The organism is Acidianus manzaensis (assembly GCF_002116695.1).
Lineage (GTDB): Archaea > Thermoproteota > Thermoprotei_A > Sulfolobales > Sulfolobaceae > Acidianus > Acidianus manzaensis.
On sequence record NZ_CP020477.1, the window covers coordinates 764,976 to 789,819 of the forward strand.

Annotated in this window: 26 protein-coding genes; 19 read left to right on the forward strand and 7 right to left on the reverse strand. The window is 29.4% G+C overall.

The genetic code is table 11. The annotated features are described in order from the left end of the window. Positions 1 to 52: 52 nt before the first annotated feature. Positions 53 to 742, forward strand: coding sequence for a stage II sporulation protein M (locus tag B6F84_RS03640; protein ID WP_148690973.1), 690 nt, complete (start codon positions 53 to 55; stop codon positions 740 to 742). On the opposite strand, the gene B6F84_RS03645 is transcribed toward B6F84_RS03640, so the two are convergent. Together B6F84_RS03645 and B6F84_RS03650 are read right to left on the reverse strand one after the other, a co-directional pair. Beyond that, positions 737 to 2,197, reverse strand: coding sequence for a M61 family metallopeptidase (locus B6F84_RS03645; RefSeq protein ID WP_148690974.1), 1,461 nt, complete (start codon positions 2,195 to 2,197; stop codon positions 737 to 739). The genes B6F84_RS03640 and B6F84_RS03645 overlap by 6 nt on opposite strands. Before the next feature lie 46 nt (positions 2,198 to 2,243). After that, the gene (locus B6F84_RS03650) at positions 2,244 to 3,290 is read right to left on the reverse strand and encodes an MFS transporter (protein ID WP_236749044.1); all 1,047 of its coding nucleotides are present in this window, start codon (positions 3,288 to 3,290) and stop codon (positions 2,244 to 2,246) included. A 212-nt stretch (positions 3,291 to 3,502) separates the two neighbouring features. On the opposite strand from B6F84_RS03650, the gene B6F84_RS03655 reads away from it, so the two are divergent. The 3 genes from B6F84_RS03655 to doxA all read left to right on the forward strand — a co-directional run bounded on the left by B6F84_RS03655 (position 3,503) and on the right by doxA (position 6,053). After that, the gene (locus B6F84_RS03655; RefSeq protein WP_148690975.1) at positions 3,503 to 4,717 is read left to right on the forward strand and encodes an MFS transporter; all 1,215 of its coding nucleotides are present in this window, start codon (positions 3,503 to 3,505) and stop codon (positions 4,715 to 4,717) included. Between the two features lie 269 nt (positions 4,718 to 4,986). Further along, positions 4,987 to 5,541, forward strand: a complete 555-nt coding sequence (doxD, locus tag B6F84_RS03660; RefSeq protein WP_148690976.1) for a thiosulfate:quinone oxidoreductase large subunit — start codon at positions 4,987 to 4,989, stop codon at positions 5,539 to 5,541. A 5-nt stretch (positions 5,542 to 5,546) separates the two neighbouring features. Then, complete coding sequence (gene doxA / locus B6F84_RS03665; RefSeq protein WP_187152744.1) at positions 5,547 to 6,053, forward strand: thiosulfate:quinone oxidoreductase small subunit; 507 nt, start codon at positions 5,547 to 5,549, stop codon at positions 6,051 to 6,053. A 27-nt stretch (positions 6,054 to 6,080) separates the two neighbouring features. On the opposite strand, the gene B6F84_RS03670 is transcribed toward doxA, so the two are convergent. Continuing rightward, entirely contained in the window at positions 6,081 to 7,190 is a 1,110-nt protein-coding gene (locus B6F84_RS03670) for an MFS transporter (RefSeq protein WP_148690977.1), read from the reverse strand. A 234-nt stretch (positions 7,191 to 7,424) separates the two neighbouring features. Between B6F84_RS03670 and B6F84_RS03675 the strand changes: the two genes are divergently transcribed. The 5 genes from B6F84_RS03675 to B6F84_RS03695 all read left to right on the forward strand — a co-directional run bounded on the left by B6F84_RS03675 (position 7,425) and on the right by B6F84_RS03695 (position 11,189). After that, a complete protein-coding gene (locus tag B6F84_RS03675; RefSeq protein WP_148690978.1) occupies positions 7,425 to 7,733 on the forward strand; it encodes a hypothetical protein in 309 nt (102 codons plus the stop codon). A 45-nt stretch (positions 7,734 to 7,778) separates the two neighbouring features. Then, positions 7,779 to 8,159 carry an OsmC family peroxiredoxin gene (locus tag B6F84_RS03680; RefSeq protein ID WP_148690979.1) on the forward strand — a complete coding sequence of 127 codons (381 nt, stop codon included), beginning with the start codon at positions 7,779 to 7,781 and terminating at the stop codon, positions 8,157 to 8,159. A 422-nt stretch (positions 8,160 to 8,581) separates the two neighbouring features. Continuing rightward, positions 8,582 to 9,547 carry an ABC transporter substrate-binding protein gene (locus tag B6F84_RS03685; protein WP_236749046.1) on the forward strand — a complete coding sequence of 322 codons (966 nt, stop codon included), beginning with the start codon at positions 8,582 to 8,584 and terminating at the stop codon, positions 9,545 to 9,547. After that, positions 9,548 to 10,528 carry a FecCD family ABC transporter permease gene (locus B6F84_RS03690; RefSeq protein WP_148690981.1) on the forward strand — a complete coding sequence of 327 codons (981 nt, stop codon included), beginning with the start codon at positions 9,548 to 9,550 and terminating at the stop codon, positions 10,526 to 10,528. Then, a complete protein-coding gene (locus tag B6F84_RS03695; RefSeq protein WP_148690982.1) occupies positions 10,509 to 11,189 on the forward strand; it encodes an ABC transporter ATP-binding protein in 681 nt (226 codons plus the stop codon). Before B6F84_RS03690 ends, B6F84_RS03695 begins: the two co-directional genes overlap by 20 nt. A 30-nt stretch (positions 11,190 to 11,219) precedes the next feature. On the opposite strand, the gene B6F84_RS03700 is transcribed toward B6F84_RS03695, so the two are convergent. After that, complete coding sequence (locus B6F84_RS03700; protein ID WP_148690983.1) at positions 11,220 to 12,182, reverse strand: hypothetical protein; 963 nt, start codon at positions 12,180 to 12,182, stop codon at positions 11,220 to 11,222. Between the two features lie 135 nt (positions 12,183 to 12,317). Next, complete coding sequence (locus tag B6F84_RS03705; RefSeq protein ID WP_148690984.1) at positions 12,318 to 12,932, reverse strand: type 1 glutamine amidotransferase; 615 nt, start codon at positions 12,930 to 12,932, stop codon at positions 12,318 to 12,320. An 88-nt stretch (positions 12,933 to 13,020) separates the two neighbouring features. Here B6F84_RS03705 and B6F84_RS03710 point away from each other — a divergent pair, with 88 nt between their 5' ends. Continuing rightward, entirely contained in the window at positions 13,021 to 13,443 is a 423-nt protein-coding gene (locus B6F84_RS03710; RefSeq protein ID WP_148690985.1) for an SRPBCC family protein, read from the forward strand. 380 nt (positions 13,444 to 13,823) lie between these two features. After that, on the forward strand, positions 13,824 to 15,293 hold the full coding sequence (locus B6F84_RS03715; protein ID WP_148690986.1) for a sugar porter family MFS transporter: 1,470 nt from the start codon (positions 13,824 to 13,826) through the stop codon (positions 15,291 to 15,293). A gap of 13 nt (positions 15,294 to 15,306) precedes the next feature. Here the strand turns inward: B6F84_RS03715 and B6F84_RS03720 are convergent, their stop codons facing one another. Next, on the reverse strand, positions 15,307 to 15,819 hold the full coding sequence (locus B6F84_RS03720; protein ID WP_148690987.1) for a hypothetical protein: 513 nt from the start codon (positions 15,817 to 15,819) through the stop codon (positions 15,307 to 15,309). A gap of 96 nt (positions 15,820 to 15,915) precedes the next feature. On the opposite strand from B6F84_RS03720, the gene B6F84_RS03725 reads away from it, so the two are divergent. The 8 genes from B6F84_RS03725 (at position 15,916) to B6F84_RS03760 (ending at position 23,709) form a co-directional block, all read left to right on the forward strand. Then, positions 15,916 to 16,890 (forward strand): Gfo/Idh/MocA family protein, encoded by a 975-nt coding sequence (locus B6F84_RS03725; RefSeq protein ID WP_148690988.1) that lies wholly within the window; start codon positions 15,916 to 15,918, stop codon positions 16,888 to 16,890. A gap of 33 nt (positions 16,891 to 16,923) precedes the next feature. Further along, a complete protein-coding gene (locus tag B6F84_RS03730) occupies positions 16,924 to 18,237 on the forward strand; it encodes a hypothetical protein (RefSeq protein WP_222703216.1) in 1,314 nt (437 codons plus the stop codon). 127 nt (positions 18,238 to 18,364) lie between these two features. Continuing rightward, positions 18,365 to 20,104, forward strand: coding sequence for an APC family permease (locus tag B6F84_RS03735; protein WP_148690989.1), 1,740 nt, complete (start codon positions 18,365 to 18,367; stop codon positions 20,102 to 20,104). 105 nt (positions 20,105 to 20,209) lie between these two features. Continuing rightward, positions 20,210 to 20,935, forward strand: a complete 726-nt coding sequence (locus B6F84_RS03740; protein WP_148690990.1) for a zinc ribbon domain-containing protein — start codon at positions 20,210 to 20,212, stop codon at positions 20,933 to 20,935. Positions 20,936 to 21,071: 136 nt separating this feature from the next. Further along, complete coding sequence (locus B6F84_RS03745) at positions 21,072 to 21,929, forward strand: sulfite exporter TauE/SafE family protein (RefSeq protein WP_148690991.1); 858 nt, start codon at positions 21,072 to 21,074, stop codon at positions 21,927 to 21,929. A 14-nt stretch (positions 21,930 to 21,943) separates the two neighbouring features. Then, the gene (locus B6F84_RS03750) at positions 21,944 to 22,270 is read left to right on the forward strand and encodes a DUF1634 domain-containing protein (RefSeq protein WP_257788614.1); all 327 of its coding nucleotides are present in this window, start codon (positions 21,944 to 21,946) and stop codon (positions 22,268 to 22,270) included. 205 nt (positions 22,271 to 22,475) lie between these two features. Further along, positions 22,476 to 23,336: a sulfite exporter TauE/SafE family protein gene (locus tag B6F84_RS03755; protein ID WP_148690993.1), complete on the forward strand. Its 861-nt coding sequence runs from the start codon at positions 22,476 to 22,478 to the stop codon at positions 23,334 to 23,336. Next, entirely contained in the window at positions 23,326 to 23,709 is a 384-nt protein-coding gene (locus B6F84_RS03760) for a DUF1634 domain-containing protein (protein WP_148690994.1), read from the forward strand. Before B6F84_RS03755 ends, B6F84_RS03760 begins: the two co-directional genes overlap by 11 nt. Positions 23,710 to 23,972: 263 nt before the next feature. On the opposite strand, the gene cobB is transcribed toward B6F84_RS03760, so the two are convergent. Next, the gene (gene cobB, locus B6F84_RS03765) at positions 23,973 to 24,719 is read right to left on the reverse strand and encodes an NAD-dependent protein deacetylase (protein WP_148690995.1); all 747 of its coding nucleotides are present in this window, start codon (positions 24,717 to 24,719) and stop codon (positions 23,973 to 23,975) included. Between the last annotated feature and the right edge of the window lie 125 nt (positions 24,720 to 24,844).

Consider the following 24,844-nt stretch of genomic DNA (forward strand, 5'->3'; position numbering starts at 1 on the left):
ACTTTGTAATATTTCGAGAAGTTTTTAATATGTTAAAAGCTAAGCATATGTTATGAAAGGGCCTATTAAAGATGAACTAACATTTATTTCTTTAATAATCTTTGCCATTGAATTAGCTCTATTTATAGGTGTTGCAGCAATACCTTATAATAGTCCCGCACTAGCAAATAGTTTTAGTTCACAACGAAATGCAATAGTATCGCAACCATATATACCTGAAGTTTTATCAATTTTCTCACATAATTTTGAAATATCTTTAATTGAATTTATTCCTGGATTTGGAGTTTTAATGTTAGCCGGTTCAATAATTAGTACTGGTTTAGTATTATCTGCATTATATACTATTCATGGCATACCGGGTTGGATACCTGCACTATTATTAATGACATTGCCTCATTCTTGGTTAGAATTACCATCTTATGCTTTTGCAGCTGGAGCAGGAATTTATTTAATATGGAAAAGAAATGTAAAAAGATTCCTCGGTATGATAGGATTCGTAGCAGTAGAATTATTCTTCGCAGCTTCTATAGAGTCAGCTGAAATTATAGCTGAAAATATAAACATAGCATATTCTTATCTATTTTGGTTTCCAGCGATTCCATTATTTTACGCACTATACATATTGTATAAATATATTAGAGATAAAACTGAACCAATAAATCAGCCTGCACAACAATATTCTCCTAGATATACATTCTTGGCAAAAATAAAGGAAAAATTATTATTGTTATTAAAATTATAAAATCTGCGAATCAGATGTAGATTCCACATTTCCTATCTTGATTTTAACTTTATGTCCAGGATTAGGGGATGACTTTATCTTAAATTCTTTTATTCTTCCTTCTCTAGAAACTGTTATTATGCTTTCTCCTTCTTTTACTTCAATTTCTGGAACTCCATTTAATGCTAGAATTTTATCTTTTGGAAATAATCCAGCTTCGTCAGCTGGAGAATAATCTTCTATGAAATTAATTACGTTATCTTCAGATAGTCTTATTCCATAGTAAGGTCTTCCTTTATCTACCAACTCTAGGTTTACTAAATCTTTTATCGCATTAAAAATTTCTATAGCTGGAGAATATACTAAATCTTCTATGTCTATTTCATATTTCTTTAATATACTATTAATATTATCAAATGTGTATTTACTAGGTAATTGCTTAAATAAAGTATCTATTTTTTCTCCTTTTTTATTTAATTCTAGATCAACATAAAACGCTAAACTAAGACCTCCGTCATAATAAGACACTGAAGAATTAAGAAAATTCTCATCTTGCTTATAATATTTTATCCACGTAGTTTTTGAGGCTTCCGCTAAACTAACTCTTTTACTTCCAGGAAACGTTAATGTTGACAGTGAATTGCAAATATGTTTTAAAGCTGTTAATTCGTCTATAACACCAGCTCTTTTAGAAATTTCTACGGCCATATAATCTGTGAATCCTTCTGCGAACCACAATAGTTCAGTATATACTTCGTGCTCGTAATTATGAATTAGATCATATGGAACAATTCTTTTTACGTTCCATCTATGGAAATATTCATGGGCAAAAAGGACTTCTAAGTTTTTTCTATTCCATGGAACTACTATTCCAGTTGAATTCTTATGTTCTATTCCTCCAAAGTTTTGACTGGATCTTCTAAAGTGAAAAACATAATCTCCAGGATTACCTAATATCTTATCTGCTTCTTTTACAATTTTTCTTATCATATCAACGTCTAAATCGTCTACCGTAGAAATTATGTGAGAACTATCAACTTGCAAGATTTTAAGATAAGGAGAAGCTTCTATTGGTGAATCTACAAAATCGTCATAATTATCTGCACAAAAACTGTTATTTCCTTCTTCTCTTAGAGAAGTTACTATTTTCCATGAATCTGGTAAATCTATTTTTACACAATATTTTTCATTTTTCTCTTGAAATGGAAATAATGCTGGAGGATTAATAAAAAGATAGTCATTAGTTGATATTGCTTCTCTTTGATCGAAACTCGCTGTATATACTAAGTAGGTAAATGAATTTTTAACATAAAACCTATTTTTTGACAATCGTCTACCTTCAATTTCTACTATATTCCTTTCAAGTTCTCTTATAACATAAGAGCCTGGGACATAAGTTGGGAATACTATAATGCCTTCTCTTCCTTTTGCTTTAACTTCAATATAACGATTTCTGGGCTTAATTTCAAAAAACATAATAAGAAAAAGATATTTCTATCTTTTAAATTTAGAAGTAGAAAACTTAGCTCGCTACAGTTACAGCGTTTCCTTTCTTTACGCTCATAACTAAAAGTATTATCATTGATATTGCTGTAAATAGTGATGCTATCACTTTAATGTTCAAAGATCCTACTACTGGAACAACTACTCCACCTAATGCGGCAGTATTTAACGCAAATCCCATAGTCCTTGCTGATGCTCCATATGCTGCAGATAATCTAGGGGCTATAGAATTTATTCCTAGTCCAAATGCTGTAAATACTACTAGCATATATGGCGATGCTGTTGTAAAGAAAAGTACTCCGCTTACTGCGGAAATTACCGTATACATTATCGCAGTCTTTGATTCACCTAAAGTATTTGAAATGACTGGAACTAATATATACATGCCTATTGATATTATATAACCTATTATTAGCCATGTAATTCCTCCTTCAGCTTCTACAATAGCAGGAGCTAATTGTAAAGCAAATGCTGGTTCGAAGGAAAAGAAGAAGACTAATATTGATGAAACTGAAGGTATTGAAAACTTTGTAACTTCCACTGAAAATACTTTTACATCTTTATAAAGCAAAGAAAATGGTATTGTAAGTATTCCTGAAATAGCTATTAACCCCCAATCTTGTAAAGATAAATAAGATAATGCTCCTCCAATCCATCCAAATGCCCAACCGCTCATAGTTAATGCCGTTATTATTCTATTTCCACTTCTCACTGCTTGCTCTACAGCTAAAGAAGTAGCTATACCAAAGACAATTCCTACTAATAACCTTAAAGGTATTAGTAGTCCTAGAATATTAATGCTACTACCTAAAGATAAAACCCCTAGTAAAACCATAGATATTAAATAAGTTAATCTAGATCCTAATACTGAAACTATCCTTTGATAAAGGAATGATCCTATTACTCTTCCTCCAAAAGGTATTGAAACTATTAAGAATGCTAACCATTGAGGTAAATTAAATTGGTTGACAGTAAATGCTGGAGCCACCATTACGTAGGTAGCTAAAGCATAAGCTAAAACTGAAGTAATAGCAAATGTTTGTTTGTTTATACTCATTATGGTCATGTATAAGTAGAAGGTAAACGAAATATAAACTTTTCATCTATGTACTTTAAATATACTTTGAATTTTATGTAATGTTAATGGTAAATTTTTTTCTATTATTTATAAGATTTAACATAGTCTCTTTTTAAAAGAGTATAAGTATCAAAAATGATTGTATCTTAAAAATGAATTAAAAGATAATTTTTTAACTTTCTACCTTTCTCATGTACTTTATGAATGAAAAACCTAAGATCAATTATCTTGGTTCTTTCTTTTCCTGGATAATGGATTCGTATGATTTAGGAGCAGTAGTAATAACAGCAACTATCTTAGAAAAACTCTTCTATCCTACACTAGGATTATTGGGAGCTGTACTGCCAATAGTATTTACAGTAATAACTAGACCTCTAGGAGGATTTATTTTTGGATATATAGCTGATGTCAGAGGGAGAAAAGTCGCTTTACTCTTTACAGTATTAGGATATTCATTTTCAATAGGTTTAACAGCTTTAATTCCAACTTATTATCAAATAGGAATACTAGCTCCAATAATAATTTCACTACTTAGACTTTTCCAAGGAGTATTCATAGGAGGAGATGTTTCTTCAAGCTTTACTACAGCAATGGAAAGTATAAGAAAGTTTAGAGGATTTTTTGGTGGATTAGCTCAATCTGGAACTTTAATAGGTTTTGTAATAGTGGATTTATTATTTACCTATTTTAGTGGATTGCCAAATAATTTTATTCTTAACTTAGGCTGGAGATATATTTATGCTATTGGAATAATTCCAGCACTCTTGGCTGTATTTATTAGACTATTGATGACTGAACCAAAAATTTATGCAGAAAGTGAAAAGAAAAATCCAGTAAAGGGATTAGCTCCAATCTGGCAAACAATTATAGTAATGATAGGATTTTGGATGATGATCTACGCTGGTCCGCAATTTGCTCCAGTATTCTTTGGAAGTTTTCTACACTTGAAACCAGAAGTATATGGACAGTTAGCATTTCTAATGAATCTAGTAGGAATACCAGCAATGCTAATATCTGGTCTAATTTCAGACTATCTAGGAAGGAAATATGTAGGAATAGGAACAGTAATAATTTCAATAATTGGAGCTTTTGTATTCTATTTTCAAGGGATATCATTGACCTTGGCTACAATGATATTTGGATTTCTAATAAATTTTCCATCAGCATTAACTCCGGCTTACTTATCTGAAAGATTTAAAACTTTTAGTAGAGCTACTGGAGTAGGATTTTCTTATAACGGAGCCTTTATAGTTGCAGGATTTTCGCAGTTAATGATATCTGGATTATCCTCATTTATACAAACAAATGAAGCAGCATTTACAATCTTAACTATTGGTGGGATAATTTCTATTATAGGACTAGCATTAGGACCAGAAACGCTCAAAACTAGCGAATTACCTATTTCAAGTAAATGATTTTTTTTGCTTGGATTTTCATTATCGGACTTTAACAGTTTTATTAAATAATGTTAAAAGTAGATTATTTATATTGACTTATATTTAATTCTTCACAATAATCTATAATTTACAAGATAGAAATTTATATATGTATACATTTTACCACTTATACATTTTATAGTTTATTTAAAATTTAACATATTATGGTTCAAGTTAAAAAAAGTTTAAACTTTTAAAAGGAAAACTTTTTTAATAAAAATAAACATAAGTGTAAATTTGGTGGTTTAATGTCCAAAGAGCAATCAGCAGAATTCAAAAGAACAGAAAAAATGACAAGAATGGAATATTTATTTCCAGTAAGATTTGCAGTAGGTTGGATGTTCTTAGACGGAGGATTAAGAAAAGCAGTATTAAAACCAGCAAAATTAGATCCTAATTCATCATCTTTTGTAGGAGGTAAACTAGTAAATTTCTTACCTCATGCAGGTCCATTTAAACCACTTCTATTAATGACTTTAGAAAATAGAGCTTTTGATGTAACTTTTCTAACAATATTTAGCTATATAGAAATTATAGCAGGATTATTCATAATTATTGGACTATTAACTAGATTAGCAGGATTAGGCGCTTTAGCGATGTCAGTAGGATTTGCTCCCGCTTATTGGTTAGGATCAACTTGCGAAGATGAGTGGCAGATAGGTGCTTTATTGACTGCTGGATCAGTAATGCTTATTCTAACTGGTGCGGGAAGAGTATGGGGATTAGATTACTTCCTATATAAGAAATTCGGAGACAGAGGAATAGCAAACGTCCCAATACTTAAATGGATTAAATTATGGTGATCAAAATGGAGAGAGTAACAGTTATAGGATTAATATTTGGAATAGCTGTTGTAATATTTATATTAGCTACTGGACAATGGGCATATGGTAATGTTGTAGGACCTTTAGTAAATCATTCTAAGATTCCACAATTAGAAATAAAATATGCATCTGCGATGGAAAATTCTAAAGGAACATACCTAATCCTAAATATAACTGACTGCGATGGACCAGATGCTTATCCAGCTAGTGCACCATTAATGGAGATAAGTAATTCAACATGGCATATATTTCTAAACTCTAGCCAAATAGCTAATGATACTGTTAAAATAATACAAGCACCATGGAATGAAAATAAGAAAGATAGCGTAAATTGGTATAGTGGATTCATAGTAATACTAGGTAGTGAAGCACAATTCCAATTACAGTTACCATTCCATTTATCTCCAGGTACATATAAAATACAATTATATACTCCTGCAGTAAGTGGAAACGTATTAGCTAAACAAACAGCAACTATAACTATAAGTTAAAAACATAATTTTCTTTTTTATTATTTCTTATTTATTTTTACCTTTTATAAGTATAAAAATTGTTAAAACTGAAGCCAAAGAAACTATTGAAGCGAATAAATAAGCATAAGAATAACTTATTGAATAAAGCAAACCCATACTCGTATTTCCAATAAAGTATCCTATTCCTCTTGCAAGGGAGAGTAATCCCATTCCTCTTCCTATGTTTTTCCCTGATACTTTAGATATTATTGAAGGTTCAAAAGTTTCAGCACTAGCGAATGCAACACCTAACAAAAATACTAATGGATATAAGCCTAAAATGCCTGTAGGAAATAAGAATATAAAACCTAAGTTAGCTAAGAAAGCCAAAAAGTAACCAGAAATTAATCCTGTAAAATCTTTTATTTTTATCCAACTAAAAATATATCCAAAAATTGCCGAAGAACCTAAGTATATTCCATAAGTTAATGCTCCTAAATATATTTCTTTTGTTGATTGCGTTACAGTAATTATTGGAAAGCCCGGACTATAAGTAGCTATTCCAAATAATGCAGTTGCTATAAGTATTCCAAGTATAATTTTCACGTTTTCTTTAGGTTTTTGCGTAGGTTTTCCGGATTTAGAAATAACTAGAAGTAAAGTTCCTACAGTTATTGGTATTGCAGTAAATGGCAAAATTAAGGTTAATGGAATCTTATAATAGAGCAAAATTGTCAAATAAACTATAGCCAGAAATCCTCCACCTACATCCAGTGCATGGAGTATGCCGTATGCCTTTTTTCTTTCCTCTTCTTTGGTTATTTCTGCAACCATAGTTCTCCTAGCTGGGCTTCTAAAATTTCGCATAAACCATCCAGATAAAAAGAATGCAATTGCTTGAATAGCGTCTTTTGCTAATCCGGTAAAAGATAAAAGTACTATTAAAGAATTACCGAATACAGCTATTCTTTTACTCCCAACTTTATCTGACAAAAAACCTCCTAAAAATGAAAAAAATAAACCAATTCCGTAACTAAATGATTCTACTATACCGTAAATAAAAATTGGAACGTGAAAATAAAATACTAAAAGTAATGGAAATGATGCTACTACAGCTTGATATCCTAAATCACTGAATCCTGCTGATAACGCTATTTTATATACATCTTTATTCATATTCTCACGATAGAACTCTTAATATTTAAGATCTTTCCTATATTTCTTGTAATCTAAATATAAACACATAAGATTTATATAATTTGCGAATAATTATGTTGAATAATAAGCTATAAATGATACATTATTACATAATTGCTTAATCATTATAAAAATTAATTATAGCTATTTTTTTATTAAATTCTATATAAACTTTTATCAAACTTTATATTTTATGCTATGTAATTATATTTTATGAGAATCTATTCGGAGAAAAATGCATTAGAATTCTGTTTCGAAGGTTCAACCATTAGAATCTACATAGTAAATGACGAAATACACATAGCTGAAGTAGTTACTTATGAAGTTTCTATAGGAGAATATTTATCCAAAATCCAAATTATAATAAAGAATGGCAAAGTATATGTTAGTTCACCATTAGGGGTAGATGAAGTGCAAAATCCAGAAAACACATTAAAAGGATTAAATGAATTAATTAAAGATATGAAAAATTCACATCCAGCATTATACGAGAAAATTCAAAAAATTCTAAGTAAGCAGTAATTAAAAACGTAATCTTTATTAAAATCATTTTCTTTTTTTATATTTATGGAGTTAATAATTACTTTAGAAGGCAGTTCAGAAAATCCTAACATTAAAATAGGAGACCAAACAATTACTGCAAAAGAAGCATATAATAAAGGTCCACTATACGCATTTTATATTTCCATTCCTCATTGTATTTTAATGATAACTAATGAAATATTAAATAGAGAAAATAAAGCCTTTGATTTTAAAATAGTAGCTAAATATAAACTAAAGGAAGATATAGCTTACTTTGGGAATTTTGTAATAGATCATATAGATATTGACATAATATCAAACTATGATAGTGAATATCTAAAAAATTTGATTGAAATAATAAAGAGCCAGTGCCCAATATATCTTAGCCTTTCTGATAAGATAAACATTAACTATTCTTCCACTTAATTATTCATTACTGTGAACTAATCTCTAAGCGATGCTCCCTAAAATTATTTACTTTAAAATAAAAAATCAATAAAAATGATTCCATAATTTTAATAAATCTGATAATAATTCGTTTCATGTCATTTATAAAAGGAAATAATTGTATATGATAATTGATATTGTAAGAGAGCAGGACCTATTAATATTACTGTATTTACTTTCTGTTTTTTCTCTTTTGATTCATATTTTCATTATTGTAAAATAAAATTAAAGGAATATTTTTGTGAATTTGAGGATAAGCCTATAGATTGAAATTTAATCATTTAACCCATTAGGTTAAAAATTATAATAATTACTGTTTAAACGGAATTTCTGCCAAACAGATGTATAGTTTTCTAAGATAGTTTTATAATGTGGATAAGCTATCCATTAATAAGATAAAAATGATACTTCAAGTTATCGCAATAGCTATCGTTATCTTAGTAGCATTGGCTGGATTAATAATATATGAAGGAATAATCAAACCAAAAGTTACTACAGAAATAAGTCCAACTTATAGAATAGTTTCTTTAACTCCTAGTGATACTCAAATTCTTCTTTCATTAGGTTTAGGAAAAAATATTGTAGGAATTGATATTTATTCCTATAATCTAACGAAAATAATAAATCTTACATCTCAAGTACCATCTAACGTTACCATATTTAATCAAATATATCCTGTAAATATTTCTGGATTAGTAGCATTAAATCCTACTGTTATAATTGGAGAAGAAGGAATAATAGGAGAATGTCAGACAAACATGCAGAAGGCAGGACTAAAAGTGTTATTAACTAATGATGATTACGCATCTAACTTTTATGAAATTGAACAGTCAGTAATGCAAGTAGGAAAATATTTCAATCAAACGAGTCAAGCACAAGATGTAATAAACTGGATGAATGAAAAATTACAGAATTTCTCCACTACTGGAAATATTACAGTAGATTATATAGACTGGATATGCCCTAATTATGAATTCTACTCAGCAGGAGGTAATGTATTTATAAACTCTTTGATACAATTGGGTGGAGGAATAAATGGATTAGGAGAATATAGCAATTATGGTCCATTTACAGCAGATGCATTAATTTCATCTAATCCACAAGTGCTGGTAGTTAACGTAATTTATAATTTAACTTATACAGAATATTTGGTTAATCATTTCCCTGGAATACAAAATACTTCAGCTTACAAAAATGATAGAATTTACTATCTGTCTTCTAGTTCATCTTATCTTACTAATGAGCCTGGTCCATTAGCTGTTTATGCGGTATTATTATTTAGAGATATAATAAATGGCACTGCACCTCACGTAATAACTTGGAATTGGATAGAAAATGATATTCATCCAGAACTGCCGGTGTATTAAATGATAAAGATAATAATTTTATTTTTAAGTCTTATAGTTTTTTCATTTTTCCTTTCACTAATGTATGGTCAAGTTTATATTCCTTTAAATGAGATTTTTTCTCCGCATGGATATTATTCTATTATTCTCTTTAAAATAAGAATACCTACTTCTATTGCTGCAATATTGATTGGTGCTTCTTTAGCTGTTTCTGGAGCTATAATGCAAATGTTATTAAGAAATCCATTAATGGATCCTTATATTAGTGGTACAGCTTCTGGAGGGGCTTTTGGAGCTGTTTTATCGTATTTTCTTTTAGCATTTGATTTACCTTTTTCCTGGATAATTTATATTTCTCCTATTATTGCATTCATTTTTGCATTAATTTCTACTTTAGTTACTATTGCAATAGGAAGGAGGACTGGAGTTTATGGAATAATAATAGGAGGTATAGTAATATCTTACGTTTTTTCTTCTTTGATAACTTTTCTAATAACGGAGATGGAGAGTAAATTCCCTCAAGTTCCTCCATTAATTTATTGGTTATTAGGTAGCATTCAAGTAGTAGGATATTCTTATGATTATATTCTTTTGGCTTTAACTTTATTTTTAGTAGTTTTAGGGTACTATGAAGCTAGGAAAATAGATGTAGTAACGATAAGTGATGAATTAGCTCATTCTAAAGGAATAAATCCAAATAATTTCAGAATTTTTTGGGTTCTTTTAATAAGTATAATAGTAGGTTATATTGTATCTCAGGTAGGTATAATAGGTTTTGTAGGAATAATAGTGCCTCATATAGTTAGAAAATTTGCTGGAGGTAGTTCAGTAAATTTGATACCTTTGTCAGCTTTACTTGGTAGTTCAATAATGACTTTAAGCAATATAATAGCTAATGGAGCTTTTGGAATAATTTTTCCTGATACAGCAATTACGTCAATACTAGCTGCACCAATAATAATTTACGTATTGGTGAAGGGCAATGCTAATCAAGAATATTGAAGTAAAAATTGGAAATAAGCAAATTTTAACGCAAATTTCTTTTCAAATAGAGAGAGGTATAAACATAATTTTAGGTCCTAACGGTTCAGGAAAGACTACACTACTTAGAACAATAATAGGTATGATAAAGCCATCTAATGGTGAAATAATCAGAGGAGAAAATGAAAAAATAGCTTACGTTCCTTCTGAATTCTTCTCAGCACAAATGAAAGTAAAGGATGTTCTTTTGTCAGGTAATTCTAGAAAATCAAGAATAGAGGATTATTTAGAATATGCAAAGACTTTGCAAATAACTCAATTCTTAGATAGAGATTTCTCTACATTAAGTAGTGGAGAAAAAAGGCTTACGCTAATATGTAAAGCTTTAGCTGAAGGTAATATAATCATAATGGATGAACCTTTGTCAAACCTAGATATTTCAAATAAACATAAGATTTTAATGCTAATAAGCAAAGAAAAAGAAGAAAAATCATTTTTAATAACTTCGCATGAGCTTGATGTTATAGAATATGCTACTCAATTAATAATTCTTAAAAAGGGAAAAATCGTTTATTTAGGAAGTCCTAAAGATATAAGTGAAGATAATTTAACTCAAGCTTATGATGTTAAAATTCGAAAATATTTTATAGATAATAAACTATTTTTTAAAGCAGAAGAATAGAAAATAAGAAAGAATGATTGAAATAAAAAACTATCTTAGTATTTGAAAGTTTTCTTGAGTTTTCTTTATTATTAAAATGCTAGGTTTGACGAAAATTTTCTTTATCAATCCATTTCTATTTATTTCTATTTCTTGTGGATCTAAGATCAAAATGGTAGCATTCTTGTTATCTAATTTATCTAAAAGTATACCATAAGCTTTTACTTCGCCATTCCAAAGATTTATTTCTCCTTTTTTATTTTTCAAGAAATTTATAAAATCTTCTTTTTTATCTAGAACTTTTTTCATTCTAACCTTTGCTAAGAGAGAATTAACATTTATAGGTTCATGAATTTCTTCTTCTATATGCTCTTCATCTTCAGAAAGATATTCTGAATCATAAAGTTTCTTTGAATCCCCAAAATCTAATTCAACATCATTTTTTCTAGATATTTCAATAAATTTACTTTCAATGTCCCTATAAATATCTTCTAAAGTTTTATTATTTTCAAAGCTTCTATCAAGAATATTTCTTACTTCTAAATAATTTTTTGATAATAATTTTATTTCGTCAATATCCTTATCTTTTAAGTTATCTGCAAATTCAATATAAAGATTCTCAAATTCCATATTCCCTGATAATGAAGCGTAATCCTTAGCCTCAAATTGTTTAATTTCTTCGTTAATTACATAATCATAAGCCTCATTTTCTCCATTAAAAGTCTTAATAATTTTCAATATCATATCAAGTACTCCAATATTTATTCCTTCCTTAAACTCAAAGTTATCCTTATAAAGGTAATCAAATCCTCTACATTTCTCTATCTTATTGAATTTTATGCAATCTTTATCAACTGAAAGTACAAATACTTTTCCTTCATCTTCTCCTATTAAGAAATCCTTATTAGGATCTGTAGTCTCAATGTAAGTAAATTCGCCTACAGTAAATGAAGATTTCTTAATAGCCATTGCAGTCTGATAGCGCAATTGATGATAAAGGTCTAGGAACTCCATTAATTGCTTACTAATCTTTAAGATAATATAACTTTTTACGTTATCTTAAAGCTCATAACTTATATTCAAATTTGTGTTGAACTCAAGAAAAGGAGAGATGGAGATATTGATTTTTTTAAAAAAGATAAACAATTACTATAACCTTTCTATGTAGTCTACAATCATTTTTGAGTATTCTCTCAATTTATTTTCGATCTTTTTTACATCTTCGACTAATTTTTCATCTCCTCCATAAGTTTCAATCCATGTTTTTACAATTTCAGAATCTACTTCTACATGAAATTGTAATCCTAAAATTTTTCCAATTCTAAAAGCTTGAAAATATTTGTTACTATACGCTAAAAGCTTAGCATTACTAGGTAAAGAAAAAGTATCTCCATGCCATTGAAAAACTTCAATTTGATCACCAAGGAACTTAAAATCTGATAAAGTAAATATTTTTGTATTTCCTAATTCTTGTCCAAAACCTCCTTTTATGACATCTCCTCCTAGAGCTTTAGCTATAAGTTGAGATCCAAGACAAATTCCTAGAACTCTTTTATTTTCTTGATATGCTTTCCTTATAAGTTCAATTTCCTTTTTTAAGAATGGATATTTTTCCTCTTCATAAACTCCCATAGGTCCTCCTAGAATAATAAGGAAATCAAAATCCTCATTTCCATCAATCTCATTTGAAAATTTAATTTCCGCCTTAACTGGAAGATTTCCAGGTCCTTCTACAGGATAATTTTGTATAGCTAGTACTTTCATAGCGTGAAAACCAGCTTATCCAGATAATTAACTTTTTTATCAATCTTTCTAAAAAGTATTTATTTGTCAATACGAATATTGATATGAAATGATAGAATTTACTGTGAATAGAACATTTAACTGTGATCAAGATTTAATTTGGAAAATAACTAAAGAAATTAACTCTATCCCAAAATTCTGGAAAGGAACAAGAGAACTAAATGTAAAAGAAACATCAAAAGGAACATACGAGGGAACGATAAGATTTGCATTTCCATCTACAGGAAAAGTAAAAATAATAGTTAATGATAATGATAAAACATTAACCTTTCAGTATATATCTGGACCAATTAAAGGTTTTAATATCGTAAAAGTAGATAAAAATCAAATTTCCTCTAGATGGGAAGTATCAATGTCACTTATATTAAGATTAATGGAAAAAAGAAACGCGGAACACTTCAAGTTAGGTACAGAACATGCATTAGAAAGAATAATAGAAGAATGCCAAACACTAAAACAGCAAGGAATCTAATTAATATTTTTATTATTAAATATTTTGTTTATAAATCTTTATATAATGTTTTTTAGATAATTCAATATTATGAGACATTTCCATATATTATCTTAGATAATAGTAAAATGAATCATTACCATTTCATAGAAAACTCTATACTTAACTTAAATATTATCTATTAATGATTACATTTCAATGATATAATAATATTTTCCTTTATTTAATAGATTAAATATCTCATTTAAAATCAAATAGCCTTCTTATACTTTATATCATCTATCATTATAATTAAATATTCTCATAAAACTCTTTATTCTATCTTTTAAAGTAAAAACGGAATGTATAAGTAAAAGCAACATTTAAAAGTTAATTAACTGTATTATATTATCTATAAAAATATGAGTAATACATCTAGTCTACAACAGATTTTGGATAAAATAGATACTAGAAAAGTAACTAGATTTTACTGGATAATAACTATTTTAGCTGCGATAGGTGGATTCTTATTTGGTTACGATACTGAAGTAATAGGAATTGCTTCAGTTTTCGTTCCATATCATTATACTGGTTTTGTTTATGGCTATGAGATAGCTAGTGCATCCTTAGGAGCCGCAATAGGTGCTATAATAGCTTATTTTTATACAGATAGGTATGGTAGAAAGTCTCTACTGATAGCTGACGCAGCTATTTATACTGTAGCTGCATTAGCTTCAGCATTGTCATTTAACGCAATATGGTTATTAGTATGGAGAACAATCATAGGTGTTGCAATAGGTGCAGACTCAGCGGTTGCTACAGCTTACATAACTGAATACGCTCCTAAAAATAGGAGAGGTACATTAGCTATAATGCAACAATGGATGATCACTATAGGTATTTTAGGATCTTATTTTGTAGGTTCTGCGATATTGTTAATAGCTCCATCTTTAGCTTATACCGTAGACTGGAGGTTAATTTTAGGTTTAGCTGCAGTTCCATCTATAATTGGTTTAATATTTAGATTTATGATGCCTGAATCTCCAAGATGGTTACTCCTATCAGGAAAAATTGATAAGTTTAAGCATGATTTGAAGAGATTTAGCGTAGAAGTTAGCGATACAGAAATTCAAAATGCTGTACAAGAAGTTAAAAAAGAGGCTAAAGCTGTAATAGATACACCAACTAAAAGAGCATTCTTAGTAGTAGCACTATGGATAATATTCCAACAAATAACTGGAATAAATGTTCCTTTCTATTATGGTCCTGAGATTGTACTCAAATTGCATTTATTTAGTAGTACATCAAGCCCAGTATTTAGTGAAATAGATTCCGTATTGGCTGCATCTACACTAGCAGTTATAAATACTGCAGCTACTTACATTGCATTTAGATATATTGATAGAATAGGTAGAAGAAACTTAGCAATTTCGGCTTATGCTGGAATGTTAGCGTTTGATCTAATAGGTGGAATATTAGTAATGAGAGGAATCTTAATAGGTGCTCTAATAGCTTTTGCTGGATTCATAATATTCTTCGCTTATGGTGTAGGAGGTACTGGATGGTTAATACAAGCAGAGTACTTCAAAACACCTATAAGAGGGAGAATGGCAGCTTTAATAGCATTACTAGACTGGATAGCTAATTTTGCAATAACGGAAGTATTTCCTGTAATGTTATCTTCTATTGGATTGGCAGGATCCATGTTCGTATTCACTGCATTAGATTTGATAGCTTTACTCTTAGTTTACTTCTTATTACCAGAAACTAAAGGCTTATCGCTAGAACAAGTAGTTAAGATGTTTGGAGAAACTCCAGTAGCACAATTAAGAAAAGCTAGAGAATTATTTTTAGAAAAGGAGAAGAAAGAAGAAGCAGCTACAGAAAAATAAAACTAACTATTTTTTATTTCACTATTTTTTGATTAGTAGAGAGTAAGCCAATTATTCCAATCATTTTTACTATATCTCCAATTATTGATATAATTCCTAAATTAAACAAAAATAATGGTAATCCAGCAGTAAAAACTATAGCACCTAAAAAGAACATTAGATCATAAATATAGCTAATTTTCCATACAGTTAGAAATATAGAAATGCCTGCTATAGGCTCTAAAATATATCCCAAAAATATTATCTCTATACCAGTAAATTCTCCTAGATGTAAAAAAATTAAACCAAAGAATGTTATAACAATAGCTAAAATAGCACAATAATTCATTAGAAAGCTTTTATTTAGATTTGCCTTATGATAAGAAAGGAAAGAGGGTATTGCTAAAATCCAAATTATCCAGATTATTAATTGAAAGACAGTAGAATACGCGTAATTTATTCCATTTATATATAAAAGAATTAAAGCACTTAAAATAATTAACGAAGCAACTAAACTAACAAAATTTCCAACCTTTAGGAAGTTCATAAATATAGAATGAAATTTAGAAGAAAAAATATTTTCTATAAAAAGGATTTCCAGCTAAAGACCAATTTTTTTATCACGATATTACTAATATATTTTATGAAGATAACTTTAGTAGGATGTAGAGGATTTGGAAGAGTTCATCTTAACGCTTATACAGAGTTGAGAAAAGAAGAAATAGGAAAAGATCTTGAAATTTATGTATTTAGTAGAACGGAAGAATTTGCAAAGGAATGCATGAAAGAATTTGATGCTAACGGATATTTTACTTCTTATGATGACGTATTAAAATCAGATGCAAACATTATAGATCTAGTAGTAAGCCATGATGCTCACGAAACTATGGGAGTTAAAGCAATGCAAGCAGGAAAAAATGTAATGATAGAAAAGCCAATAGCTAGAACTGAAGAAGAAGCTCAAAGTCTGATAAATACATCCATTAAAAAAGGAGTAAAATTTATGGTATTGGAAAATCATTATTTTGACCCTACTGTTTGGAAAGCTAAAGAGCTTATGGCTAGTCTGGGAAAAATATCTTTGATAATAGTTAGAAACACTAGAAGAAATTCTCCCCCAGGATGGAGGAGGGATAAAAGATTGATGGGAGGAGGAGCGTTAATTGATGGAGGAATACATTATATTGATACAATGTTAAACTTAGGAGGAGAATATTCAGAGATTAAGGGATTATGCAAAAATACTTTCTCTGGATTAGAAGGCGAAGATACATCTGGAGGAATATTTAATTTTAAAGGAGGATATTTGGGGATATTCATGTATTCTTGGGCAAGTAAAAGCGAAAATTTTTCTCACTTTGAAATTTATGGAGAAAGAGGAAGCATAAAGGAAGATGGAGTGATATATTCTGGAAAACCTTATGGAAATTTAATTGTAGATATCGAGGGTATAAAAGAAAAAATGATACAAATAGAAAAAATTAATACAGTTAAAGAAGAAATAAAAGGATTTATAAATGCATTAATTCATAATAATGAAGTTCCTATGAATCCTAAAATAGCATTGAGAGATCTAATTGCAGTTAGAGAAATATATAGGCAATGTGGGGAAATTTAGTCTCTTTATATATTTCTACACTATAAAATAATTATGGATAAAGAGGAGGATAAAACTAACATTCTATCTTCTCATTATAATAAGGAAATAGTAAAGAATGAAATATGGAATTTTTCTAAAAACAGATGGGTTGCACTTTATGGAGCTACTATGATTAGATATGATGATAAAAAGCAACCACTTTACTTCTCTTCTCCATCAGAAGTCCCTTACCTTATTTCTAAGTATAAGGCTAGAACAGTTTATGCTACCGCAGGAAAATACAAAGAAATTAATTCAGTAAATACAAAAAATGATAAAATTATAGCTTATACTCCATTTTTCGATATAGATACAAAAATAGAAAAATGGGAATTTGCAATAAGAGCTGCAGAAGTTGTAATTTCAGCATTAGAAAAAGAAAAAATAGAAAAATCAGTTTATTTACTTTGGAGTGGAGAAGGAATTCACGTAAGAATAAACGAAAACTCAATACCAAAAGATTACGATCCATTAACTGCCTCGCATGCTATAGTACAGTATATACTGAATAAGGTTAAGGATCAAATAGAAATTCTTTCTGAGGCTTCGGGAAATGTATTGAAAATTGACGAATTAATTGATACAAAAAGGATATTTACTGCGCCTTTATCTTTTCATAAAGAACTAGATTATGTTGCAATATGCTTTTCTCCAAATAAATTAGATAAATTCACTTTAGATTGGGCTAAACCAGATAATTTCGTTCATGAAGAAAAGATATATGAAAAGTTTGAAGAAAACGAAGCGTCTGAATTACTAACAAAAGCAATACAGGCTTATAAACCAACTCACGAAGGCGTAAAGCCAAAAAGAAAAGAAGAAGAAAATGAAAGAGGAGAAATAGGTAGATTTCAAGTAATGGCATTACTTCAGGCGGCTAGATATTATTTACTTTATAAGGATTTAAATAAAGCGAAGTCATTTGGATTAAATAGAGCAATATTTTATGCCTGGGCAAAATACCATAGAGGATATGAGAAAAAGCCTATGCAAAGAATTACTCCTTCTGCAATAAGGAAAGATAGAATATTAACAACTGTTGCAGGAGAGGAAGTATATGAAGATTTAGAGTCAGGTTACTACGTAATAGGTGATAAAGAACAGACTCCTGAGGATTATGACAAGGAAATAAAGGAAAAAATAGAAGTTATTATACCATACGAAAAAGCTTGGGATTCTGCCGTACAATATCTTTCAACTTTTCCCAAAGAAACTTTAGAAAATCAGAGAGCTTTCTTTCAAAATGCATATTTGCCAGTAAGGGATGAATTTATAGAAAAAGTAGTAAAAAGGAAAAAATCTGGTATAGATGCATATTTTTCATGAGAGAATTAAACTTTTCTCCTAGAATTCAATCCTTACAAAAAAACTTTGAACAGGAAATGGTACTAACTTAAAACCTAGTAAAGATATTCAATCTTATAACTAGAGTACTTAGTATACGTTAATCGTAATGTCGTCAGATAATCTGAAATCAGATGATAGATTGAAAAAAGTGTTAACTAGACGTGAATTAACTTATCTTTCTTTAGGAGGAATTATTGGCTCTGGTTGGTTATTTGCTCCTTTAGCTGCTGCGGCTTACGCTGGTTATTATTCGATTTTTTCTTGGATAATAGGAGGAATTATGATGATATTAATTGCATTATCGTATGCAGAAGTATCTTCTATGTTACCTAAATCCGGAGGAATTATAAGATATCCTCATTATACTCATGGGAGAATAGTAGGATTCTTTATGTTTTGGACATATTTAATCTCAGCTATATCAACAGTATCTATAGAAGCAGTAGCTACGACCACTTACTTATCTCATTTCTTTCCTTCATTATACTCTTCTGGAAATCTAACAATGGAAGGAATTCTAGTTACGTATATTCTGCTGGTATTGTTCTTTTTTGCAAATTACTTTGGAGTAAAAGGATTAGGAAGAATAAGTCATGGAATAGGATGGTGGAAATTAATAATACCTTCATTAACTGCTTTAATACTATTTGCATTCTTCAATTATACTAATTTTTCTCTACCAGTATCTAACGCAATAAATGGAACATTATATGCAATACCAGCATCTGGGATAGTGTTCTCTTATCTAGGTTTTAGGCAAGCTATAGAATATGGAGGAGAAGGAAAGAATCCACAGAAGGATATTCCGTTTGCAATAATCTCATCTCTAGTTATATCAATGATTATATTTACAGTATTAGAAATTGGGTTTATAGGAGCATTAAACTGGTCAGCAATAGGCATACAGCCTGGGAATTGGAATTCGCTAATTACATCCTCAATAAGTAATTCTCCGATACTATCAATATTTAAGATTCATTCATCTTCTTTACTTCTGGCATTAGATATTTGGATTTCAATCTTAGTATTCGATAGCATAATATCTCCTGCAGGAACTGGAATAATATATACTGGAACTTCTGTTAGAACACTTTTTGGATCTTCCAATAATGGATACTTACCAAAAATATTTTCGGAAGTAAATAAAAGAGGAATACCATTTATTTCGCTTATAATTTCAGTTATAGGAGCAGCTATATTTCTTCTTCCAATTCCTTCTTGGTACTCCATAGTTAACATTTCTTCTTCAGCTACAGTATTGACGTATATTATGGGAGGGATAGGGTTACACTCATTTAGAAAAAACTATCCAAATCTGAAAAGAGTTTATTCCTTATCAAATTGGAAAATTATATCTCCTTTATCTACCATAATGGCAGGACTGCTAGTTTATTGGTCTGGATTTTCTACACTATTTTATATTATAGTTATAGGATTCATAGGATTATCTATATACTTGGTATTTTATTCAAAATATCCTATAATGAATGTCATATCAATGTTTGCTATACTGATTTCTTCCATTTTATTTTATAATGCTACATCAAGTTTAAGTATAGGAAATAATCTGGCATTTTTACTTTTTATTCTATTATTTACAGGATTTGCGATATTAGAGTTACTTTTCCTGAAAATAGACAAAAACGAAATTAGAGCAACATATTGGCTAGTTCCATTTCTTTCTTCTATGCTTTTGCTATCTTATCTTGGTCCATTTGGATTAAACGATTTAATACCATTTCCATATGATATACCAATAGTTTCAGTTGTAATCTTGGTATTTCACTATCTTGCAGTAAAAAATTCAATACCAAATCTGATAGAGGAAAAACTTGAAGCTGAATAATAATTAAATATTTTTTATAGATACTATAAAAATTCAAAATACTTCATAATATATAGCGATAACGGTTTCGATAAAACTTAAAAGTAGAGTAGATAAGATAAAATTATGAAGCAGTGTCCTAGATGCGGATATATGAACGACGATATTTCAAAATACTGTATTAACTGCGGTTATCAATTAGATCTTCCAGCTCCAAAGAAACATAATTACAAGAAAATAGCTATTCCTTCAGCTATAGCAATAATAGTTGCGTTGGCATTTGTAATAGCCTTACCAACTGTTTCTGCATTAATGAATTCAGGCTCGTCCGTTATAGTTCTTTCCGCATCAGATGCACATAACATATTTGGAGGAACATGGACTGTAATAGAAAATCAAACATTCTTAAAAGAATATCCAGAAGAAAATATAACAATTCAATATGCTAATGGCACAATAATACAAATACCTTATTATCATAGTATAAAGTCAATAGATCACGAAGTTATGATAGGAAATATCAGCGGTACTCAGACCAAATTAGTTATAAACGTAATTCAGACTACTACTAATACATTCTTCAACAGATTTATGGTCCACAATAGAATGGGATTTGGTCAAATGATTAACATAATGATGTTTGGTCATAACAGATGGCAAGGATGGAATGCACAATTCTCATTTAATGAAACAACTTATGACGGATATACTATATATTATATAGCTTCTAATATCCCATATGCTCATACAAACTTTATAGCAGTAAAGAATAAAACGATAATAGAAATTTCGTTAAATAATTATACTGCTACATTAAGTGAGATGGAGGAAGCATTAAATAATATCGTATAAACAAATCTTTTTAAAATATTTTTTGTTTATATATTATTTAATTTAGTCTAATTAGTTAATTAGATCAATAATTTGTTACTTCGTAGTTCAATAATAGGAAAAACTTATATTGTAAGAGTCATTAGTCTTTTTTGCTATGCTACTAACATTACTTGTTTCATTACTTTTAGCCTCACTAATAGCTGGCCTCTTGGGTTCATTGACTGGTTTAGGTGGAGGAGTAGTTTTAACTCCAATTCTTGTACTCTTTCTAGGAATACCTATAGACTACGCAATAGGAGCTAGTTTAATTTCTACAATAGCTACTTCAGCATCTTCCGGATCTAGATACTTATCAACTGGATTAGCACACATGAGGGTTGCAATATCGTTAGAAATTGCAACTACTACTGGAGCAGTTACTGGATCATTATTGGAATATGTTATAGAAAAAGCTCATCTTTTTACCTTATTAGACATATTATTTGGTGCAATCTTAATTTTCTCAGTTATTCCAAATTTTGTAAGAATGGGAAGTGAAATTCCAGAATATAAAGATGATCCTAAACCAGACTTAGCATATAAATTGAAATTATATGGAACATATTACGATCTAGCTCTGGATAAGCAAGTAAAATACAGAGGAAGAAGATATCCAGTAGGACTTTTCGGAATGTATATTGCAGGTTTAGTCTCAGGTTTACTAGGAATAGGTTCTGGTGCTTTAAAGGTTCTAGCAATGGATTTAGGAATGGGATTGCCATTTAAAATTACTACTGCCACTAGCAGTTTTATGATAGGCGTTACTGCAGCAACTAGTTCAGGAGTATATTGGGCACTAGGAATGATAAGTCCAGTAATAGTAGCAGTTACAATACCTGGAGTCTTTATAGGATCTAATCTAGGTTCAAGATATCTTAATAAGATGCTAAGTAGAAGGCTAAGACAGATTTTCACTTTAGTGTTAATACTTTTAGGTATTCAATTAATTTTGAGAGGTGTTGGAATATTCTAAATGAAAAATCCTTAATATCTAAGACATTAAGATATGGAGTCATAATTGCTGCTGCTCTTGTTGTATTTGGTTTAGTTTATTTTGTGATTCAGAATCCTAACGCTAATATATATCAGTTTAATACAACTGACGTGAGTCTAACAGATTATACTAATCCTTTAACTATATCATTATATGGTGTTATAGTACTTATATCTCTACCGATAATAATAGTTTTTGAGCAAGTTATCCTCTATATGATTGAAAGAGATAAAATATATATAGCTATAAGCTTATTTGTATTTTTAATGCTAGTATTTGCTACCACATTATTACCTAGATTATTGCATGTGATTTTCTAAATGTTATAAAATATTTTTTGCTTGCTACAATCGTATATAGTTTTCATAATAGAAGATTTGACGTTTAAGAACTTGAAAAATTACTTCAATAAATATTTCCATTTTATCTTAAAATAATAGAATATAAATTAATACCCTTAAACAAGCAACATAATATAATTACGTTGACTAATAATTTTAATAACAATCACTGTTAATTACTACTATGTTATCACCAATAGAGTTTTTTGTTGAAATAGTCTTTATTAGCGCATTATCAGGTATATTAGGTGCTTTAACTGGGCTAGGAGGTGCTACATTTCTTGTTCCTATATATACATTGTACTTGAGTGTTCCAATTCAATATGCTTCTGGAGCCAGCTTAATATCAACTATTGCAACTTCAAGTGGTGCTGCTAGTGCTTACGTTAAAGATAAGATAACTAATGTTAGAATTGGAATGGGTTTAGAAATAGCTACTACTAGTGGTTCAATTGTTGGTGCGTTAACTGTAGCTTACATTTATGCTCATCATCTGGAGTTTTTAGTTTATATAATTTTTGGGATTGTATTGCTTTCTCAAGTATATGTGCAGTTAGCTAAATCAAAATTTGAACTTCCAAAACCTATGAAACCAGATTGGACTACTAAAGTATTTCAGCTTTACGGCAAATACTATGATATGGCATTAGATCGAGAAGTAGAATATCAAGGTGTCAGATGGTGGCTCGGAGAAATAATAATGTTTTTTGCAGGATTTATTTCTGGATTACTAGGAATAGGTTCTGGTGCTTTAAAGGTTCTAGGTATGGATTGGGCAATGAATCTTCCTATGAAAGTCAGTACTACTACTAGTAATTTTATGATCGGAGTTACTGCCGCAACAGGTAGTTCGATTTATTGGATATTTGGATATATAGAGCCGTTCTTAGCAGCAGGTACTGCAATAGGCGTTCTAATAGGTGCATTCATAGGTACTAAGATTCTTGTTAGAGTAACTAACAAAACTATAAGATACATTTTTATGATAATTTTAGTGTTCTTAGGAATACAGATGTTATTGAGGGGGTTAGGATTTGGATTTTAACAACCTTATAGGAAATACATTAAGAGTAGGTGTAATAATTAGTGCAATAATAATTTTAGCAGGTGTTATAATGCTATTTGTATTTCATGGTTCGGATGGATATACTATAGTTCAGATATCAGCACCTAATTCTATCGTAAATAGTTCTATCTCTAAGCCATATAAGGTATTTAATGGTCTGTCGAAATTTTATGGATTAGACTATATATATTTAGGCTTGATGGTTTTAATTGCTACGCCAGTAATCAGAGTAGTATTAGGTATAGCACAATTTATATCAGAAAAAAATAAATTATATGCAATTATAACAACAATTGTACTCTTTAATCTATTGTTCGCAATATTTCTTCTACCGCTTATAATAGGTAAATAAACTCTTTTCTTTATCATATCTAAGAATTAGTTTTTATTTTGTAAGCTGTAAGAATAGTAAGTTAATTTACTGACAAAATAGAGATATTATAGGCTGATATTTTATGTTATAATAAGTATTATTGAACTAAACTCTTCTAAGAAAGGTTGATTGTAGATATGAAATTTTATCTAACCTCTGCTATTTTTATTTTATTAAAAACTATATTTTCTTTTTTAAAAGAATGAGTCATAAAAAATGTTATTTATCCTTATGTATTCCTCTTAATTGGTAATCCTTTCCTTTATTTTATTTACTATTTTAGGTAAAACTATTTCTACTGGATCTGATATTATAACGTCAGCTATACTATCTAGAGGAGTTTCTTCATTATTTAAAATAATTAGTTTTCCTCCTCTTTCTTTAACTATTTGAGGAATTAAATTAGCAGGATAAACTGTTAATGACGAGCCTATTGCTAAAACTAAATCTGCTTCCATTGCAATTTTTTCAGCTTCCAGAATCTTAGTTACTGGTTCTCCAAATAATACTACATAAGGTCTTATTATACCTCCGCATTCGCATTTTGGTGGATTTTCTCCTTTATCTATTTTATTAAGAACTTCTTGTGAATCGAATTCCTTATAACATGAGTTACAGTAAGATTTTTTCATTGTACCGTGTAATTCTATTACGTTTTGAGAACCAGCTTTTTGATGTAAACCATCAATATTTTGAGTTATTATAGCTTTTATTAAACCTAGTTTTTCTAACTCAGCTAAAGCAATATGTGCTGGATTGGGGTTAGAATTAAATAAACTTCTCATTCTAGTAGAGTAAAAGTCCCAAAATCCTTTAGGGTCTCTATTAAAATACTCTATTGATGATAACTCTTGAGGATATTTTTTCCATATTCCATTAGGCCCTCTAAAATCTGGTATTCCAGAAGCTGTGCTTATTCCTGCACCTGTAAAAGCTATTCCATAAGTTGAAGTTAGTAATAAATCAACAGCATATTCTACACTTTCCATGTATAAATACTTCTATTAACAATTATTTATATTTTATTATCTTATTTCCTAATTTTTAAAATTATAAATAAGTTTACAATAAAAAAGCCTATCATAAATTATTCTAAAGCTACATAAGATTTATA

Coding starts and splice junctions, on each gene's coding strand:
- B6F84_RS03745 (WP_148690991.1), top strand. CDS start 21,072: ATGCTACTAACATTACTTGTTTCATTACTTTTAGCCTCACTAATAGCT.
- B6F84_RS03720 (WP_148690987.1), bottom strand. CDS start 15,819: ATGAACTTCCTAAAGGTTGGAAATTTTGTTAGTTTAGTTGCTTCGTTA.
- B6F84_RS03705 (WP_148690984.1), bottom strand. CDS start 12,932: ATGAAAGTACTAGCTATACAAAATTATCCTGTAGAAGGACCTGGAAAT.
- B6F84_RS03735 (WP_148690989.1), top strand. CDS start 18,365: ATGTCGTCAGATAATCTGAAATCAGATGATAGATTGAAAAAAGTGTTA.
- B6F84_RS03715 (WP_148690986.1), top strand. CDS start 13,824: ATGAGTAATACATCTAGTCTACAACAGATTTTGGATAAAATAGATACT.
- B6F84_RS03675 (WP_148690978.1), top strand. CDS start 7,425: ATGAGAATCTATTCGGAGAAAAATGCATTAGAATTCTGTTTCGAAGGT.
- B6F84_RS03640 (WP_148690973.1), top strand. CDS start 53: ATGAAAGGGCCTATTAAAGATGAACTAACATTTATTTCTTTAATAATC.
- doxD (WP_148690976.1), top strand. CDS start 4,987: ATGTCCAAAGAGCAATCAGCAGAATTCAAAAGAACAGAAAAAATGACA.
- B6F84_RS03670 (WP_148690977.1), bottom strand. CDS start 7,190: ATGAATAAAGATGTATATAAAATAGCGTTATCAGCAGGATTCAGTGAT.
- cobB (WP_148690995.1), bottom strand. CDS start 24,719: ATGGAAAGTGTAGAATATGCTGTTGATTTATTACTAACTTCAACTTAT.
- B6F84_RS03725 (WP_148690988.1), top strand. CDS start 15,916: ATGAAGATAACTTTAGTAGGATGTAGAGGATTTGGAAGAGTTCATCTT.
- B6F84_RS03645 (WP_148690974.1), bottom strand. CDS start 2,197: ATGTTTTTTGAAATTAAGCCCAGAAATCGTTATATTGAAGTTAAAGCA.
- B6F84_RS03740 (WP_148690990.1), top strand. CDS start 20,210: ATGAAGCAGTGTCCTAGATGCGGATATATGAACGACGATATTTCAAAA.
- B6F84_RS03680 (WP_148690979.1), top strand. CDS start 7,779: ATGGAGTTAATAATTACTTTAGAAGGCAGTTCAGAAAATCCTAACATT.
- B6F84_RS03755 (WP_148690993.1), top strand. CDS start 22,476: ATGTTATCACCAATAGAGTTTTTTGTTGAAATAGTCTTTATTAGCGCA.
- B6F84_RS03655 (WP_148690975.1), top strand. CDS start 3,503: ATGAATGAAAAACCTAAGATCAATTATCTTGGTTCTTTCTTTTCCTGG.
- B6F84_RS03650 (WP_236749044.1), bottom strand. CDS start 3,290: ATGACCATAATGAGTATAAACAAACAAACATTTGCTATTACTTCAGTT.
- B6F84_RS03685 (WP_236749046.1), top strand. CDS start 8,582: ATGATACTTCAAGTTATCGCAATAGCTATCGTTATCTTAGTAGCATTG.
- B6F84_RS03710 (WP_148690985.1), top strand. CDS start 13,021: ATGATAGAATTTACTGTGAATAGAACATTTAACTGTGATCAAGATTTA.
- B6F84_RS03730 (WP_222703216.1), top strand. CDS start 16,924: ATGGATAAAGAGGAGGATAAAACTAACATTCTATCTTCTCATTATAAT.
- doxA (WP_187152744.1), top strand. CDS start 5,547: ATGGAGAGAGTAACAGTTATAGGATTAATATTTGGAATAGCTGTTGTA.
- B6F84_RS03700 (WP_148690983.1), bottom strand. CDS start 12,182: ATGGAGTTCCTAGACCTTTATCATCAATTGCGCTATCAGACTGCAATG.
- B6F84_RS03690 (WP_148690981.1), top strand. CDS start 9,548: ATGATAAAGATAATAATTTTATTTTTAAGTCTTATAGTTTTTTCATTT.
- B6F84_RS03695 (WP_148690982.1), top strand. CDS start 10,509: ATGCTAATCAAGAATATTGAAGTAAAAATTGGAAATAAGCAAATTTTA.